Source organism: Reyranella sp. (assembly GCF_965228225.1).
GTDB lineage: Bacteria > Pseudomonadota > Alphaproteobacteria > Reyranellales > Reyranellaceae > Reyranella.
Map to the genome: position 1 here is coordinate 1,568,980 of NZ_OZ245801.1, position 14,197 is coordinate 1,583,176.

General features: G+C 65.6%; 13 protein-coding genes. 11 read left to right on the forward strand and 2 right to left on the reverse strand.

Going from position 1 to position 14,197, the window contains the following annotated elements:
* Positions 1-15 precede the first annotated feature (15 nt).
* Entirely contained in the window at positions 16-1,839 is a 1,824-nt protein-coding gene (glmS, locus tag ACO07K_RS07525) for a glutamine--fructose-6-phosphate transaminase (isomerizing) (protein WP_422035293.1), read from the forward strand.
* 73 nt (positions 1,840-1,912) lie between these two features.
* Here glmS and ACO07K_RS07530 read toward each other — a convergent pair whose 3' ends face one another.
* Positions 1,913-3,013, reverse strand: coding sequence for a hypothetical protein (locus ACO07K_RS07530; protein WP_422035294.1), 1,101 nt, complete (start codon positions 3,011-3,013; stop codon positions 1,913-1,915).
* A 270-nt stretch (positions 3,014-3,283) separates the two neighbouring features.
* Between ACO07K_RS07530 and ACO07K_RS07535 the strand changes: the two genes are divergently transcribed.
* The 5 genes from ACO07K_RS07535 to ACO07K_RS07555 all read left to right on the forward strand — a co-directional run bounded on the left by ACO07K_RS07535 (position 3,284) and on the right by ACO07K_RS07555 (position 8,029).
* On the forward strand, positions 3,284-4,072 hold the full coding sequence (locus tag ACO07K_RS07535) for an ABC transporter ATP-binding protein (protein WP_422035295.1): 789 nt from the start codon (positions 3,284-3,286) through the stop codon (positions 4,070-4,072).
* Positions 4,072-4,785, forward strand: a complete 714-nt coding sequence (locus ACO07K_RS07540; protein WP_422035296.1) for an ABC transporter ATP-binding protein — start codon at positions 4,072-4,074, stop codon at positions 4,783-4,785. The genes ACO07K_RS07535 and ACO07K_RS07540 overlap by 1 nt, the downstream gene beginning before the upstream one ends.
* A gap of 11 nt (positions 4,786-4,796) precedes the next feature.
* Positions 4,797-5,702 carry a branched-chain amino acid ABC transporter permease gene (locus ACO07K_RS07545; protein ID WP_422015044.1) on the forward strand — a complete coding sequence of 302 codons (906 nt, stop codon included), beginning with the start codon at positions 4,797-4,799 and terminating at the stop codon, positions 5,700-5,702.
* A gap of 2 nt (positions 5,703-5,704) precedes the next feature.
* Positions 5,705-6,712 carry a branched-chain amino acid ABC transporter permease gene (locus ACO07K_RS07550; protein WP_422035297.1) on the forward strand — a complete coding sequence of 336 codons (1,008 nt, stop codon included), beginning with the start codon at positions 5,705-5,707 and terminating at the stop codon, positions 6,710-6,712.
* A gap of 99 nt (positions 6,713-6,811) precedes the next feature.
* The gene (locus ACO07K_RS07555; RefSeq protein WP_422035298.1) at positions 6,812-8,029 is read left to right on the forward strand and encodes an ABC transporter substrate-binding protein; all 1,218 of its coding nucleotides are present in this window, start codon (positions 6,812-6,814) and stop codon (positions 8,027-8,029) included.
* A 70-nt stretch (positions 8,030-8,099) separates the two neighbouring features.
* Here ACO07K_RS07555 and ACO07K_RS07560 read toward each other — a convergent pair whose 3' ends face one another.
* On the reverse strand, positions 8,100-8,588 hold the full coding sequence (locus ACO07K_RS07560) for an EF-hand domain-containing protein (RefSeq protein WP_422035299.1): 489 nt from the start codon (positions 8,586-8,588) through the stop codon (positions 8,100-8,102).
* A 137-nt stretch (positions 8,589-8,725) separates the two neighbouring features.
* Between ACO07K_RS07560 and gor the strand changes: the two genes are divergently transcribed.
* From gor to ACO07K_RS07585, 5 genes are all read left to right on the forward strand, one after another.
* The gene (gor, locus tag ACO07K_RS07565) at positions 8,726-10,120 is read left to right on the forward strand and encodes a glutathione-disulfide reductase (RefSeq protein ID WP_422035300.1); all 1,395 of its coding nucleotides are present in this window, start codon (positions 8,726-8,728) and stop codon (positions 10,118-10,120) included.
* A gap of 95 nt (positions 10,121-10,215) precedes the next feature.
* Complete coding sequence (locus ACO07K_RS07570) at positions 10,216-11,664, forward strand: class II 3-deoxy-7-phosphoheptulonate synthase (protein WP_422035301.1); 1,449 nt, start codon at positions 10,216-10,218, stop codon at positions 11,662-11,664.
* 42 nt (positions 11,665-11,706) lie between these two features.
* Positions 11,707-12,855, forward strand: coding sequence for a hypothetical protein (locus ACO07K_RS07575; RefSeq protein WP_422035302.1), 1,149 nt, complete (start codon positions 11,707-11,709; stop codon positions 12,853-12,855).
* Positions 12,856-12,871: 16 nt separating this feature from the next.
* The gene (locus ACO07K_RS07580) at positions 12,872-13,501 is read left to right on the forward strand and encodes a glutathione S-transferase family protein (RefSeq protein WP_422035303.1); all 630 of its coding nucleotides are present in this window, start codon (positions 12,872-12,874) and stop codon (positions 13,499-13,501) included.
* Between the two features lie 109 nt (positions 13,502-13,610).
* Complete coding sequence (locus ACO07K_RS07585; protein WP_422035304.1) at positions 13,611-14,120, forward strand: sigma-70 family RNA polymerase sigma factor; 510 nt, start codon at positions 13,611-13,613, stop codon at positions 14,118-14,120.
* Positions 14,121-14,197: the final 77 nt, after the last annotated feature.

The window sequence follows — 14,197 nt, forward strand, 5'->3', positions numbered from 1 at the left end:
GTCGAGACAGATCCCATGTGCGGCATCATCGGCATTATCGGTAAAGCGCCCGTCACGCCCCTCCTGGTCGACGCGCTGAAGCGGCTTGAATATCGCGGCTACGACTCGGCGGGGATCGCCACCCTGGTCAACGGTCACATCGACCGCCGCCGCGCCGAGGGCAAGCTGGTGAACCTCGAGGCCAGGTTGGCCGCCGAGCCGCTCGCCGGCACGATCGGCATCGGCCATACGCGCTGGGCGACCCATGGCAAGCCCTCGGAACGCAATGCCCATCCGATCGCGACGGACCGGGTCGCGGTCGTCCACAACGGCATCATCGAGAATTTTCAGGAGCTGAAGGCGGAGATGGAGGCCGAGGGCCGCCGTTTCGACAGCGACACCGACACCGAGGTCGTGGCCCAGCTGATCACCTCCCACCTCGAACGGCAGATGTCGCCGGAGCAGGCGATGGGCGCGGCGATGGCACGCCTGCGCGGCGCCTTCGCGCTCGCCGTGCTGTTCAGCGGCCGTCACGACCTGCTGATGGGCGCGCGCCGCGGCAGCTCGCTCGCCGTCGGCTACGGCGACGGCGAGATGTACATCGGCACGGATGCGCTGGCGCTGGCGCCCTTCACCAAGCGGGTGAGCTACCTCGAGGACGAGGACTGGGTGGTCCTCACCCAGGACGGGGCGAAGGTCTACCAGGGCACCCAGGAAGTCGTTCGCGAGGTCCGCCAGAGCGGTATCTCCGGGGCGATGATCGGCAAGGGCAATCACCGCCACTTCATGCTGAAGGAGATCCACGAGCAGCCGGCGGTGATCGGCGACACGCTGCACAGCTATCTGAACCCGGCGACCCGTACGGTGACCCTGCCGGCGCTGCCGGTCGACTGGGCCAAGGTCAGCCGCCTCACCATGACGGCGTGCGGAACGGCGTTCTATGCCTGCATGGTCGCGAAGTACTGGTTCGAGCAGCTGGCGCGGTTGCCGGTGGAGGTCGAGGTCGCCTCCGAACTGCGGTATCGCGAACCGCCGATGCCCAAGGACGGCGTCTGCATAGCCGTCTCCCAGTCCGGGGAAACAGTCGATACGCTGGCGGCGATCCGCTACGCCAAGGCCAATGGGCAGACCATCCTCGCGGTGGTCAACGTGCCGGAGAGCGCCATCGCCCGCGATTCGCATGGCGTATTGCCGACCCTTGCGGGGCCCGAGATCGGCGTCGCCTCGACCAAGGCTTTCACGACCCAGCTCACCGTCCTGCTCTGCGCCGCGATCGCCGCGGGCCGGGCGCGCGGCACGCTGAGCGAGGCCGACGAGGCGAAGATCGGGCTGGCGCTCATCGAGCTGCCGGCGCTGGTAAACGAGGCGCTCAATCTGGAGGAACAGTACCGGCGGATCTCCGAGGATATCCTCGCCGAAGCGCGCGACGTGCTCTATCTCGGCCGAGGCACGTCGTTCCCGATCGCGCTCGAAGGCGCTCTGAAGCTCAAGGAGATCTCCTACATCCACGCGGAGGGCTATGCCGCCGGCGAGATGAAGCACGGTCCCATCGCGCTGATCGACGAGCTGGTGCCGGTCGTGGTGGTGGCGCCCTCCGATTCGATCTTCGACAAGACCGCGTCGAACTTCGAGCAGGTCAAGGCGCGCGGCGGCAAGCTGGTGCTGATCAGCGATGCCACCGGCGTGGCCCGCCTGGGATCGCAGGCTGCGGCCTCACTGACCCTGCCGGCGGTCGATCCGGTCGTCGCGCCGATTCTCTACACGATCCCGGTGCAACTGCTCGCGTATTACACGGCGCTCGCCAAGGGCACCGACGTCGACCAGCCGCGCAACCTCGCCAAGAGCGTCACCGTCGAGTAGCGCGCTCGCCCGGCGATGGCGCACGAAAAATCCGCGGGCCTTTCGGACCCGCGGCTTTCGATTTCGAGGACGCTTAGCGCGTGCCCTGCGGCAGTCCGGGCGGCGGACCCGAGGGGGCAGGCGCCGGCTGGCCGCCGCGCGGCTGAGGCTGCGCCGGCCGGGGCTGCGCCGCGGGTTGGGCCGGCATCATCGTCTGGACGATGGCGCGGACCTTCGCGGCCTCGGATTCCTGAGCCTTCTTGAACTCGTCCTCGCTGATGAAGCGATCCTTGTTGAGGTCCATCTCGCCGAACTGCTTCAGCGCATAGGCCGACAGCTCCACGCGGTCGATCTGGCCGTCCTTGTTGGTGTCGATCTCGGCGAACTTGCGCATGGCGATCTGCTTGCGCATGTCGAAGGGCAGCAGGTTCTTCGCCTGCGGCCCGTCCGCCGGACCGGCGAGGACCGTGTATTCCGGACCGCTGATCTTGCCGTCCTTGTTCTTGTCGAGTTCGTCGGCCTGCCGCAGCTGCATGTCCATGAATTCGTTCAGCGTCATCATGCCCTGGCGCCGGCGCGCTTCCGCCTGCTGGCGCTCGGCCGCCTCGCGCTGCATGGAACGCTGGATGATGAGGCGAACCTCGGGCTCGGTGACTTTGTTGTCGCGGTCGGTGTCGTAGTTGTTGAATTCCGAATGGACCACCGCCTCGGCCTCGCCCCGTTCGAGGAAGCCGTCACGATTGGTGTCGAGGTTCTGGAATTCCGCCTTGGCGCGGTTGCGGCGCTCCTCCAGCGGGGGCAGGCCGGGTGCGTCGGCCGGCGTCGAGGGCGGTTCGACGACCTTGGTGAACTCCTCGAGCGACAGCTTGTTGTCCTTGTTGAGGTCGAGCGATTCGAAGGACTTCATGCGGTACTTCAGGAAGTCGGCCCGCGTGACCTCGCCCTTCTTGTCGACGTCGATCTCGACGAACCACTGCGGCAGCGGAACGGGCGCGACCGACGCCGTGGGCGCACCGGCTGTGGCGGGCGGCGTGGCGCCTGCCGCAGGCGGGGTGGCGGGCTGGGCGGGAGCCGCGGCCGGCGGGGCGGCCTGGCCGGGCGGCCTGTTCTGCGGCCACGCCTGCGTGGGCGGAGTCTGGGCCAGCGCCGGAACGGCGATGCAGGCGGCGGTGAGAAACAGGGTCGGGCGAAACATGCGATTCATCGGCGGTGAGCCCGCTTTTGGAGGGGGAGTTTTCGTATCGGTTGCAATGGACGGCGTGTCAATGTCTGCAAAGCCGCGCAAACGTGCGGCGCAATCGCGCCGAAAGCATGGCGCTTCGCCATTTGAGTTGCGTCCCACCGCCGGATACGTCATCGTTCGCTACATGCAGACTCCGTAGAAGGGTCGCAAGTACTTGGGAGGCAAGGGTAATTTCGCCACGTCGGCGCGTGTAATGCGCCGGCCGGCGAAACCAGTATCTTCATGGCAGAACCAATCTCATCCCGCGGCACGCCGCTTCTCAGCGTGCGCGACGTGTCCGTCCGGTTCGGCGGAATCGTCGCGCTCGATGGGGTGTCCTTCGACGTCTTTCCGGGGCAGATCGCCGGTCTGATCGGGCCCAACGGTGCCGGCAAGACCACACTATTCAACTGCCTGAGCCGGCTCTACACGCCGAATTCCGGCGACGTACAGTTCGAGGGCAGGACGATCCTCGACCAGCCGAGGCATGCCATCCCCAGGATCGGTATCGGGCGGACGTTTCAGAACGTCGCCCTGTTCGACAAGATGTCGGTCCTCGACAACGTGAAGGTCGGTTGCCACAGCGTGAGCTCGACCAGCTTCCTCGAGAACGCGTTGCGCGTGCCCAAGGTCAAGGTCGAGGAAGAAGCGATCACGCGGCGCGCAGAGGAACTGGTGTCCTTCATGGACCTCGCGCCCTTCGCCAACGCGCTGGCGGGGCCCTTGCCGTTCCCGATCCGCAAGCGCGTCGAGCTGGCGCGCGCGCTGGCCTCCAGCCCCAAGCTGCTGCTGCTCGACGAGCCGGCGGCCGGCCTGAACCATGACGAGATCGAGGTGCTGAAGCACCAGATCAAGCGTGTCCGCGATCTGCAGCACGTCACGGTGCTGCTCGTCGAGCATCACATGAGCCTCGTCATGTCGGTGTCGGACAAGGTGGTGGCCATCGATTTCGGCAGGAAGATCGCCGACGGCACGCCGGCGGAAGTGCAACGCGATCCGGAAGTGATCCGCGCCTATCTGGGGACCGCGTGATGGCTGCGTTACTCGAGGTGAGCGGCCTGAAGGCCTTTTACGGCCAGACCCAGTCGCTCTATGACGTCGGCTTCGAGATTCCCATGGGCGGGATCACGACGCTGCTGGGCGCCAACGGCGCCGGCAAGACGACGACCCTGCGGGCGATCTGCAACATGGTCCGTACCGACGGCACGATTCGTTTCGACGGCAAGAACATCCGTGGCATGGCGACGGAAGAGATCGTGCGTCGGCGCATCGCCCACGTTCCGGAGGGACGCGGCACGTTCACCACACTCACCGTCGACGAGAACCTGCGCATCGCCGCCTATACCCGCAAGGACAAGCAGGCGGTCAAGGACGAGCTGGAACGCGTCTTTGTCTACTTCCCGCGTCTCAAGGAACGCATCCAGCAGCAGGCCGGCACGCTGTCGGGCGGCGAGCAGCAGATGCTGGCCATCGCCCGCGCCCTGATGCTGAAGCCGCGGCTGATGCTGCTCGACGAGCCGTCCTTCGGCCTGGCGCCGCTGATCGTGCTGGAAATCTTCCGCATCCTGCGCCGCATCAACGAGGAAGAGAAGGTGAGCATCCTGCTGGTCGAGCAGAACGCCGCCCTCGCGCTCGACCTCGCCACGCACGCCTATGTGCTCGAAACCGGCAAGGTCGTGATGTCGGGTCCGTCGGACGTCGTGAAGAACGACGAAAACGTCCGCAAATCCTACCTCGGCTACTGAGGCAGATGTAAATGGAACAGTTTCTTCAGCAGATCGCCTCGGGGCTCGCAAACGGCGCCATCTATGCCTGCGTCGCCCTCGCGCTGGTCATGATCTACGTGTCGACCGACCATATCAATTTCGCCCAGGGCGAGATGGCGATGTTCAGCGCCTACATCTCCTGGCAGCTCATGGACTGGGGGATGAGCTTCTGGGTCGCCTTCATCCTCACCGTGCTGATCTCCTTCGCCATGGGCGTGCTGATCGAGCGGCTCATTCTCAGACCGCTGCACAATGCCCCGGTCCTGTCGATCATCGTGGTGTTCATCGGCCTGTTGGCGATCTTCAACTCGATGGCCGGCGCCTTCTGGAGCTACCTGATCAAGGAATTCCCGTCGCCGTTCCCCAAGGCCGAGTTCGGCATTGCCGGCGTGATCGGCCCCCATCAGCTGGGCGTGGTCCTGGTCACGTTGATCGTGCTCGGGCTCCTGTTCGTCTTCTTCCGCTACACGCCGCTCGGCCTCGCCATGCGCGCGGCGGCCCAGAACCCGCAGATGGCGCGGCTGGTGGGCGTTCGTGTCGACTGGATGCTCGCCCTAGGTTGGGGCCTCGCGGCCTCGGTCGGAGCCGTGGCCGGCATCATGGTCGCCCACATCGTCTATCTCGAGCCCAACATGATGGGCGGCATCCTGCTCTATGCCTTCGCCAGCGCCCTGGTCGGCGGCATCTCCAACCCCGCCGGCGCGGTGGCGGGCGGCTTCATCGTCGGCATCCTCGAGAACATGGTCGCCTATGCGGGCAACCAGATCGAGAAGGCGACGGGCATCTACATCATCGGCAACGGCGAGAAGCTCACGGTGGCGCTCATCATCGTGATCTTCGTGTTGACGGTTAAGCCCGCCGGCCTGTTCGGTCGCGTCGTCGTGAAGAGGGTCTGACCATGGCCGCCTCGTCGAAAAAATGGGTGCTGGGCGTCATTGTCCTCGCGGTGCTGGTGCCGCTGCTGCAGCCGGTCTTTCCGGATGTGGTCTCCAACTACCGCCTGTTCCTGATCAGCACCATGATCATCGCCGCGATCGCAGTGCTGGGCCTGAATCTGCTGACCGGCTTCAACGGCCAGTTCTCGCTGGGTCACGGCGCGTTCTACGCGGTCGGTGCCTATACGGCGGCGATCCTGATGGACAAGCTGAACGTGCCCTATTGGGCGACGATCCCGGCGGCGGCCATCGTCTGCTTCATCGTCGGCTACCTGTTCGGCCTGCCGGCCCTCAAGCTCGAGGGGCATTATCTCGCGCTCGCGACATTCGCGCTGGCGCTCGCGGTGCCGCAGATCCTGAAATACAAATGGCTCGAAGGCCTGACCGGCGGCGTGCAGGGCATCGTGCTGATGAAGCCGGAAGTGCCTTTCGGCCTGCCGCTCAGCGAAGACCAGTGGCTGTACTACTTCTGTCTGCTGGTCATGATCGTGCTGTTCTGGGGCGCGGCGAACATGCTGAACAGCCGCAGCGGTCGCGCCATGATGGCGATCCGCGACCAGTACATGGCGGCCGACACGATGGGCATCGACACGGCCCTCTACAAGACGGTGACCTTCGGCATCAGCGCGGCCTATACCGGCATCGCCGGAGCGCTCTCGGCCTGCGCCATCGCCTTCGTGGCGCCCGACAGCTTCGGCATCTTCCTGTCGATCAAGTTCCTGATCGGCCTGGTCGTGGGCGGCATCGGCTCCCTGTTCGGTTCGGTGCTCGGCGGCATCTTCTACGTCCTGGTCGACAATTCGGCGCAGTCGCTGACACAGTTCATCCGCAACGACCTCGGCCTGCCGTTCGACCTCTCGGCCTACACCGTCTTCGGCGTGCTGCTGATCGCGATCATCTACCTGATGCCGATGGGCATCGCCGGCGGGCTCTACATGGTCTACCGCAAGCTGCGGGGTGCACGGGCGTAACCCGGGCCTCTTCATCGGAAGGTCGCCGGAAGGCGGCCTTCTTTCTGGCCAAAATTCGGACGAAGCTCCGTCAGGCCTGAGTCAATTGGGAGGAAAGAAATGCGTACAAGCAGGCGTGGTTTTGTGGCGGGCGCTTCGGCGTTCGCGGTGTTGGGCGCGAATTCCGCCTTCGCGCAGAAGAAGTACGACGACGGAGCGACGGACTCCGAAATCAAGATCGGCCACACCGGCCCCTATAGCGGTCCGGCATCGTCCTACGGCCAGATCGGCAAGACGATCGAAGCCTTCTTCAAGTCGGTGAATGACGCCGGCGGCGTCAACGGCCGCAAGATCAACTTCATCACGCGCGACGACGGCTACTCGCCGCCGAAGATGGTCGAACTGGTCCGCCAGCTCGTCGAGCAGGACAAGGTCCTGTGCCTCTTCAACACGCTGGGCACGCCGACCAACACGGCGATCCATCGCTACATGAACCAGAAGAAGGTGCCGCAGCTCTATGTCGCCACCGGCGCCTCGAAGTGGGGCAAGCCCAAGGAGTTCCCGTGGACGATGGGCTTCCAGCCCGACTACCACACCGAGGGCGTCGTCTATGCCAAGCACATCCTGGCCAACGTCAAGGACGCCAAGATCGGCGTCCTGATGCAGAACGACGACTACGGCAAGGACTACTACGAGGGCTTCCGCGAGGGCCTTGGCAAGGAGACCGGCAAGATCGTCAAGCACGTCACCTTTGAGGTCACCGACCCGACGGTCGACAGCCAGATCATCCAGCTGAAGGACTCCGGCGCCAACGTCTTCTTCAACATCGCGACGCCCAAGGCCGCGGCCCAGGCGATCCGCAAGGCGGCCGACATCGGCTGGAAGCCGGCGCAGTATCTGAACAACGTGTCGGCCTCGGTGGGCTCGGTGATGAAGCCGGCCGGCCTCGACAACAGCCAGGGCATCATCACGGCACAATACCTGATGGATCCCACGGACAAGCAGTGGGAAAGCAACGACGCCTTCAAGGCGTGGAGCGCCTGGATGGACAAGTGGATGCCCGGCGCCAACAAGGCCGACGCCAACCACGTGTTCGGCTATGCCGTCTCCAACCTGATGCTCGAGACGCTTAAGAAGTGCGGCGACACGCTCACGCGCGAGAATGTCATGAAGCAGGCCGCCAATTACCAGAAGTACAAGCTGCCGATGCTGCTGCCGGGCATCACGATCAGCACCAGCCCGACCGACTATTACCCGATCCAGTCGGTCCAGCTCGCGCGCTTCAAGGGCGAGACCTGGGATCTGTTCGGCGACGTCATGTCGGCCGAGGGATCCTGAGCCTCTTTCGAACCTAGCGAAGGGCCGCCGGTAGTACCGGCGGCCTTTTTCTTTGGAGCAGGAGGGGCGGCTAGCGATCCGCCGGCTTGCGCTGGAGGGCCTGTCGGCACTCGGCCGTATCGATCCGGCCATTCTTGTCGAGGTCGCAGCGCGTGAAGTTGCGCTCGCTCCCCGCCAGGAACTCCGTCAGCGTGACGGAGCCGTCCTTGTCGACATCGAGAAGCTGGAAGTAGCTCGACTGGCGGCCGGCCTGGCGGTCGGTCGGCAGCACGCTGTTGCCGGCCGCCGGGGTGCGGGCGAACAGCTCGTCCGGGCTGAGCTTGCCGTCGCCGTTGGTGTCCAGCCTCTTGAACCGCGCCTGCTGGCCGGCCTTCCATTCGTCGAGCGTGACTGCGCCGTCCTTGTTTGCGTCGTATCGCATGACGCCGCCATCGGTGCGTGCCGGCCGGGGCGCGGGCGCGCTTTGGGTGCTCTGGGGCGCAGGCGCGTCGCCCGGGGCGGCGAGGGCGGGGCCCGCCAGGAGCAGGAATCCAGTCGCAAGCAGGGAAAGTCTCGGCATCGTCGATCCTCTTGGTTGTATCAGGAGACGGCAATGCACGCGCCATTTCCCTTACCGGCGGGTCTAGGCGCGGATATAGTCTGCCCGGCGACCGAATTATGGCCGCGTTGAGGTTTTGTTCTCTCTGGGGATAACCCATGGCCTATGATTACGATCTCTTTGTCATCGGCGCCGGCTCGGGCGGCGTACGGGCGTCGCGAATCGCCGCGACCCACGGCGCGCGCGTCGGCATCTGCGAGGATTACCGCGTCGGTGGCACCTGCGTGATCCGCGGCTGCGTGCCGAAGAAGCTCCTGATGTACGGCTCCAAGTTCGCGCACGAGTTCGAGGATGCGGCGGCCTATGGCTGGACCGTGCCGGAACCGACCCATTCGTGGACGACGCTGCGAGACAACGTGAACAACGAAGTCGACCGGCTGAACGCGCTCTACCTGCGCCTGCTCGAGGGGGCAGGGGTCAAGCTGCACATGGGCCGTGGCCGCCTGATGGACCGACACACGATCCAGGTCGGTGACGAGACGATCACGGCGGAGAAGATCCTGATCGCCACGGGCGGTCATCCGGTCATCCCGTCGATTCCGGGCTCCGAACTGGCGATCACGTCCAACGATGCCTTCCATCTGCCGGAGCTGCCCAAGCATATAACCATCGTCGGCGCGGGCTACATCGCCGTCGAGTTCGCCGGCATTTTCCGCGGGCTGGGTGCCAAGGTCGACATCGTGCTGCGGCGCGACCGTGTCCTGCGAGGCTTCGACGAGGAATGCCGCACCTTCGTGCACGAAGCCCTCAAGGACAGCGGGATCCGCATGCGCACCGAGATGGAAATCGCGCGCATCGTCGCCAAGGGCGAAGACGGCCAGGGCGGCGCGTTCGAGGTCCACACGCCGATGGGTGGCATGTTCGAGACAGACTGCGTGATGTACGCCACCGGCCGCGCGCCCAATACCTCCGGCATCGGGCTGGAGAAGGCGGGCGTGCAACTCAACAAGGCGGGCGCGATCGCAGTCGACGAGTGGTCGAAGACAACGGCCGACAACATCTGGGCGGTGGGCGACGTGACCGACCGCATCAACCTCACGCCGGTCGCCCTCATGGAAGGCCACTGCTTCGCCGACACCGAGTTCGGCAAGAAGCCGCGGAAGGCCAATCACCACGACGTGCCCTCGGCGGTCTTCTGCCAGCCCGAGATGGCCAATGTCGGCCTGAGCGAGGAGCAGGCGAAGCTGCAGCTGGGCGAACTGCGCATATACACGGCGGCGTTCCGGCCGATGAAGTACACGGTCTCCGGCCGCCACCAGCGCACCTTCATGAAGATGATCGTCGAGGCCTCGACCGACCGGGTGGTCGGCATCCACATGGTGGGCGACGATGCAGCCGAGTTGATCCAGGGCCTGGCGGTCGCCATGAAGGCGGGGGCCACAAAGGCCCATTTCGACGCCACCGTGGGCATCCACCCGACCGCGGGCGAGGAGTTCGTGACGATGCGCACGGCGCGGCCGGATTCGACCCCGACACGGGCAGCCGCGGAGTAGAACGGGGCCGGCCTGCCGGCTGGTTTTTTATCCACAGCACGTATAGGTTCACCCACCCCGCCGGCCCCTTCGGCCCGCGGGTCGAGGAGGAGTCGATGACCGCGATCCAGGGTCAATCCAGGACCGATTCGCGGGCCGCCGCAAAAGGGCAGTCCCGCAGTTCCAGTGCCGCCGACTGGTCGCTGACCAGCTGGCGCAGCCGGCCGGCCCTGCAGATGCCGGTCTATCCGGACGCCGCCGCCCTGGCGAACGCCGAGTCGCGCCTGCGCCGCTACCCGCCGCTGGTCTTTGCCGGCGAGGCGCGCAAGCTCAAGGCGTCGCTGGCCAAGATCGCCAATGGCGAGGCCTTCCTGCTGCAGGGCGGCGACTGCGCCGAGAGCTTCGCCGACTTCACCGCCAACAACATCCGCGACACGTTCCGCGTGCTGCTGCAGATGGCCGTAGTCCTGACCTATGGCGCCGGGGTGCCCGTCGTGAAGGTCGGCCGCATGGCGGGCCAGTTCGCCAAGCCGCGCTCGTCCAACGTCGAGAAGGTGGGCGACGTCGAGTTGCCGTCCTATCGCGGCGACAACGTGAACGGCTTCGAGTTCACCGCTGCCGCGCGCCTGCCCGATCCGGAGCGCATGGTGCAGGCCTACAACCAGTCGGCTGCCACGCTCAACCTGCTGCGTGCCTTCGCCCAGGGCGGTTATGCCGACCTGCATGAGGTCAACCGCTGGAACCTCGACTTCGTGCGCAGTTCGCCCGCCTCGGCGCGCTACGAAGACCTCGCTGCGCGTCTCGACGAGACCTTGAACTTCATGGCGGCCTGCGGCCTGAGTTCCGCGACGACGCCGCAGATCGCCGAGACCGATTTCTTCACCAGCCACGAGGCGCTGCTGCTGCAGTACGAAGAGGCGCTGACCCGCGTCGATTCGACGTCGGGCGAGTGGTACGATTGCTCGGCCCACATGCTGTGGATCGGCGACCGCACGCGCCAGCCCGACGGCGCCCATGTCGAATTCCTGCGCGGCGTCCGGAATCCGATCGGCTTCAAGGCCGGCCCCACATTGCCGACCGACGATCTGCTGCGCCTGATCGACACGCTGAACCCGTCGAACGAGGCGGGCCGCATCGTGATCATCGCCCGCATGGGCGCCGACAAGGTGGGCGACAAGCTTCCGGCGCTGGTCCGCGCCCTGAAGCGTGAAGGCCGCACGGTTGTGTGGTCTTGCGACCCGATGCACGGCAATACGGTCACCGCCTCGAACGGCCGTAAGACGCGCCATTTCGATGCCATCCTGCGCGAGGTGAAGGACTTCTTCGCCGTGCACCGTGCCGAGGGCACTCACCCCGGCGGTGTTCATTTCGAGATGACCGGCCAGGAAGTCACGGAGTGCATCGGCGGTTCGACGGACATCACCGTCGACAACCTCAACGAACGCTACGAGACGCAGTGCGACCCGCGGCTCAACGCCAGCCAGGTGCTGGAACTCGCCTTCCTGCTCGCCGAGCAGCTCAAGGCGGAGCGCCTGTCCGTCGCAAGGGCGCGCCCGGCCATCTGACCGACGTCACCGGCTAAGCGCACGAAAGCCCGGGGAGGGCCGATGACGCATCCTGAGAATGGCGAGATCGAACGCTATACCGACCACTACTTCAATCGCTCGAAGCAGGTGGTCGGCAAGTTCGGCGACTGCCAGGTCACCTACGCCATCTTCATGCGCCGCCCGGTGGTGTTCGCGCCGCGGCTCGCGCTGGAATGGCTGGAGGAAACCTGCCGCGCCCGCAATGCGACGGTGGAACTCGACCTGCGCTACCGCGAGGGCAAATGGGTCGGTGCCGGCGAACCGATGATGTACATCACCGGCTCGTTCTTTCATCTCGTCGATCTCGAGACGATCTTCCTGCAGAAGCTCGGACCCGCCTGCGTCGCCGCCTATAATGCCTGGACGATGTGCGCGGACATGCCGAAGTCGGCCTTCCTCGCCATGGATGCGCGTCATTGTGCCGGCCAGGAGATGGCCGAGATGATGGCCTATGCCGCCTCCGTCGGTTCGGCTCGCGCCAAGCGCAAGGTCGGCGCCATCGGCTTCATCGGCAACGCCACGCACGCCACGGCGCATTACTTCGGCCGCGAATTCGGCCTGGGAACCATGCCGCATGCCCTGATCGGCTATGCCGGTTCGACGCTGCGCGCCGCCGAGATGTTCCACGAGACCTTTCCGACCGAAGGGATGACGGTCCTGGTCGACTATTTCGCCCGCGAGATCTCCGACTCGCTCGAAGTCTGCCGGCGCTTCCCCGAGCTGGCGGCCCAGGGAAACCTGTCGCTGCGCCTCGACACGACCGGCGGCCGTTACCTCGAGGGCCTAGATCCCGCGTCCTCCTATGCCGTGCTGGAGCGCTTCTCTCCGGAATCGATCCGCGGCTACCGCAGCGAGGAGGAGCTCCGCTACCTCGTCGGGACCGGCGTTTCGGCCGCGGCGATCTTCCACCTGCGGGCCGAACTCGACCGCAACGGTTTCGACAAGGTGAAGATCGTTGCGTCTTCCGGCTTCGGCCCGGCCAAGTGCCGGATCATGGCCGAGGCCAAGGCGCCGATCGACGTCGTGGGCTCGGGCTCGTTCCTGCCGTCGAACTGGTCGGAAACCTACGCCACGGCCGACATCGTCGAATACGATGGCGAGAAGCGCGTCAAGATCGGCCGCGAATTCCTGCACCGCAACCGGCCTGCCGGCGCAACCCGTCCGCTCTAGCTTTCCAGAGGCACACATGCTCAAGCTCTATTTCGCCCCCGGCGCCTGCTCGACCGCATCGCACATCGGGCTCGAGGAAAGCGGCGCGAAGTACGATTCGCAGGCGCTTTCCTTCGCCAAGAGCGAGCAGCGGACGCCGGAGTATCTGAAGGTCAACCCGCGCGGTCGTGTGCCGGCGCTGGTGGTAGACGAGGGCACGATCGTCGAGAACACGGCGATCCTGGACTACGTCGCCACCAAGTACGCGCCGCATCTGATGCCCCGGGATCCGGTCCAGCGCGCCCGAGCCCTGTCGCTGATGGCGTGGTTCTCCAACGCCGTGCATCCGAACTTCACCCATATCGGGCGGCCGGAGCGTTTCGCCACGGACACCGCCGTGTTCGACCATCTCAAGGCGGTGGGCCGAGACAACTTCTTCGCCAACCTCAAGGAGATCGACGGTCTCCTGGCGGGGAGGACCTGGCTTCTGGGCGACGAGTTCTCGGTAGTCGACGGCTATGCACTGGTCTTCTACGGCTGGGGCAAACGCACCGGCCTGCCGGTGGAGGAGCTCGCGAACTACACGGCCTGGAAGGACCGCATGCTCGCACGGCCGGCCGTAAAGCGCGTGCTGGAGCGGGAGCAGAACATTCTGCTTGCGGCCTGACGGCTCCATCGCGTCCTCTTGGACATCGCGGCTCGTGATGCTTGCCGCCACTCCGGGCCTTCCGTATAAGTGAATTGATAATTATTCGCATATAGGGGTGGTGGTGGGCGTGAGTTCGGCGGATCCGACCCTGGCTCTGTACCTGGAGCATCGTGGCTCGCTCGTGGCCTACGCGAACGGCATCGTCAGGGACCGGGCGGGCGCGGAAGACGTCGTGCAGGAGGCCTATCTTCGGTTCAGCTCCGCCAGCAGCGATGAGAGGCTGATCACCAGTCCCGTCAGCTACCTCTACCGCATCGTTCGCAACCTTGCGCTCGACTGGGTCCACCGGACCTCGGACGTCGCTTCGACGGGGCAGGCGCCGGCGCTGGAGCAGGTCGCCCAGGACGGGCCCACGGCCGAGGATGTCCTCCACTATCGCGACGAACTGCGGATCCTGACCGACGCGCTCGCCGAGTTGCCCGAGCGGACGCGTATCGCCTTCACCATGTATCGCCTGCAGGGCTGCACGCTCCAGCAGGTGGGGGACCGGCTGGGTGTCTCCGTCGTGCGAGCGCACCAACTCGTGAAAGATGCGATCCTCCATGCCGCACGGCGTTTGGATGGCATGGATGGCTGATCCCGTGGAAGTTTCCCGGTGGCGCCCTTAAAAGTCGACATCGCCCGCCGTCTGTCCGTGGTGATCGTCCGGAGCGG

Excerpts from the sequence above, each read along its gene's own strand:
- ACO07K_RS07540 (WP_422035296.1), top strand. The coding sequence starts at position 4,072 with ATGGCTGCGTTACTCGAGGTGAGCGGCCTGAAGGCCTTTTACGGCCAG.
- glmS (WP_422035293.1), top strand. The coding sequence starts at position 16 with ATGTGCGGCATCATCGGCATTATCGGTAAAGCGCCCGTCACGCCCCTC.
- ACO07K_RS07535 (WP_422035295.1), top strand. The coding sequence starts at position 3,284 with ATGGCAGAACCAATCTCATCCCGCGGCACGCCGCTTCTCAGCGTGCGC.
- ACO07K_RS07580 (WP_422035303.1), top strand. The coding sequence starts at position 12,872 with ATGCTCAAGCTCTATTTCGCCCCCGGCGCCTGCTCGACCGCATCGCAC.
- ACO07K_RS07545 (WP_422015044.1), top strand. The coding sequence starts at position 4,797 with ATGGAACAGTTTCTTCAGCAGATCGCCTCGGGGCTCGCAAACGGCGCC.
- ACO07K_RS07570 (WP_422035301.1), top strand. The coding sequence starts at position 10,216 with ATGACCGCGATCCAGGGTCAATCCAGGACCGATTCGCGGGCCGCCGCA.
- ACO07K_RS07530 (WP_422035294.1), bottom strand. The coding sequence starts at position 3,013 with ATGTTTCGCCCGACCCTGTTTCTCACCGCCGCCTGCATCGCCGTTCCG.
- ACO07K_RS07560 (WP_422035299.1), bottom strand. The coding sequence starts at position 8,588 with ATGCCGAGACTTTCCCTGCTTGCGACTGGATTCCTGCTCCTGGCGGGC.
- ACO07K_RS07575 (WP_422035302.1), top strand. The coding sequence starts at position 11,707 with ATGACGCATCCTGAGAATGGCGAGATCGAACGCTATACCGACCACTAC.
- ACO07K_RS07550 (WP_422035297.1), top strand. The coding sequence starts at position 5,705 with ATGGCCGCCTCGTCGAAAAAATGGGTGCTGGGCGTCATTGTCCTCGCG.
- gor (WP_422035300.1), top strand. The coding sequence starts at position 8,726 with ATGGCCTATGATTACGATCTCTTTGTCATCGGCGCCGGCTCGGGCGGC.
- ACO07K_RS07555 (WP_422035298.1), top strand. The coding sequence starts at position 6,812 with ATGCGTACAAGCAGGCGTGGTTTTGTGGCGGGCGCTTCGGCGTTCGCG.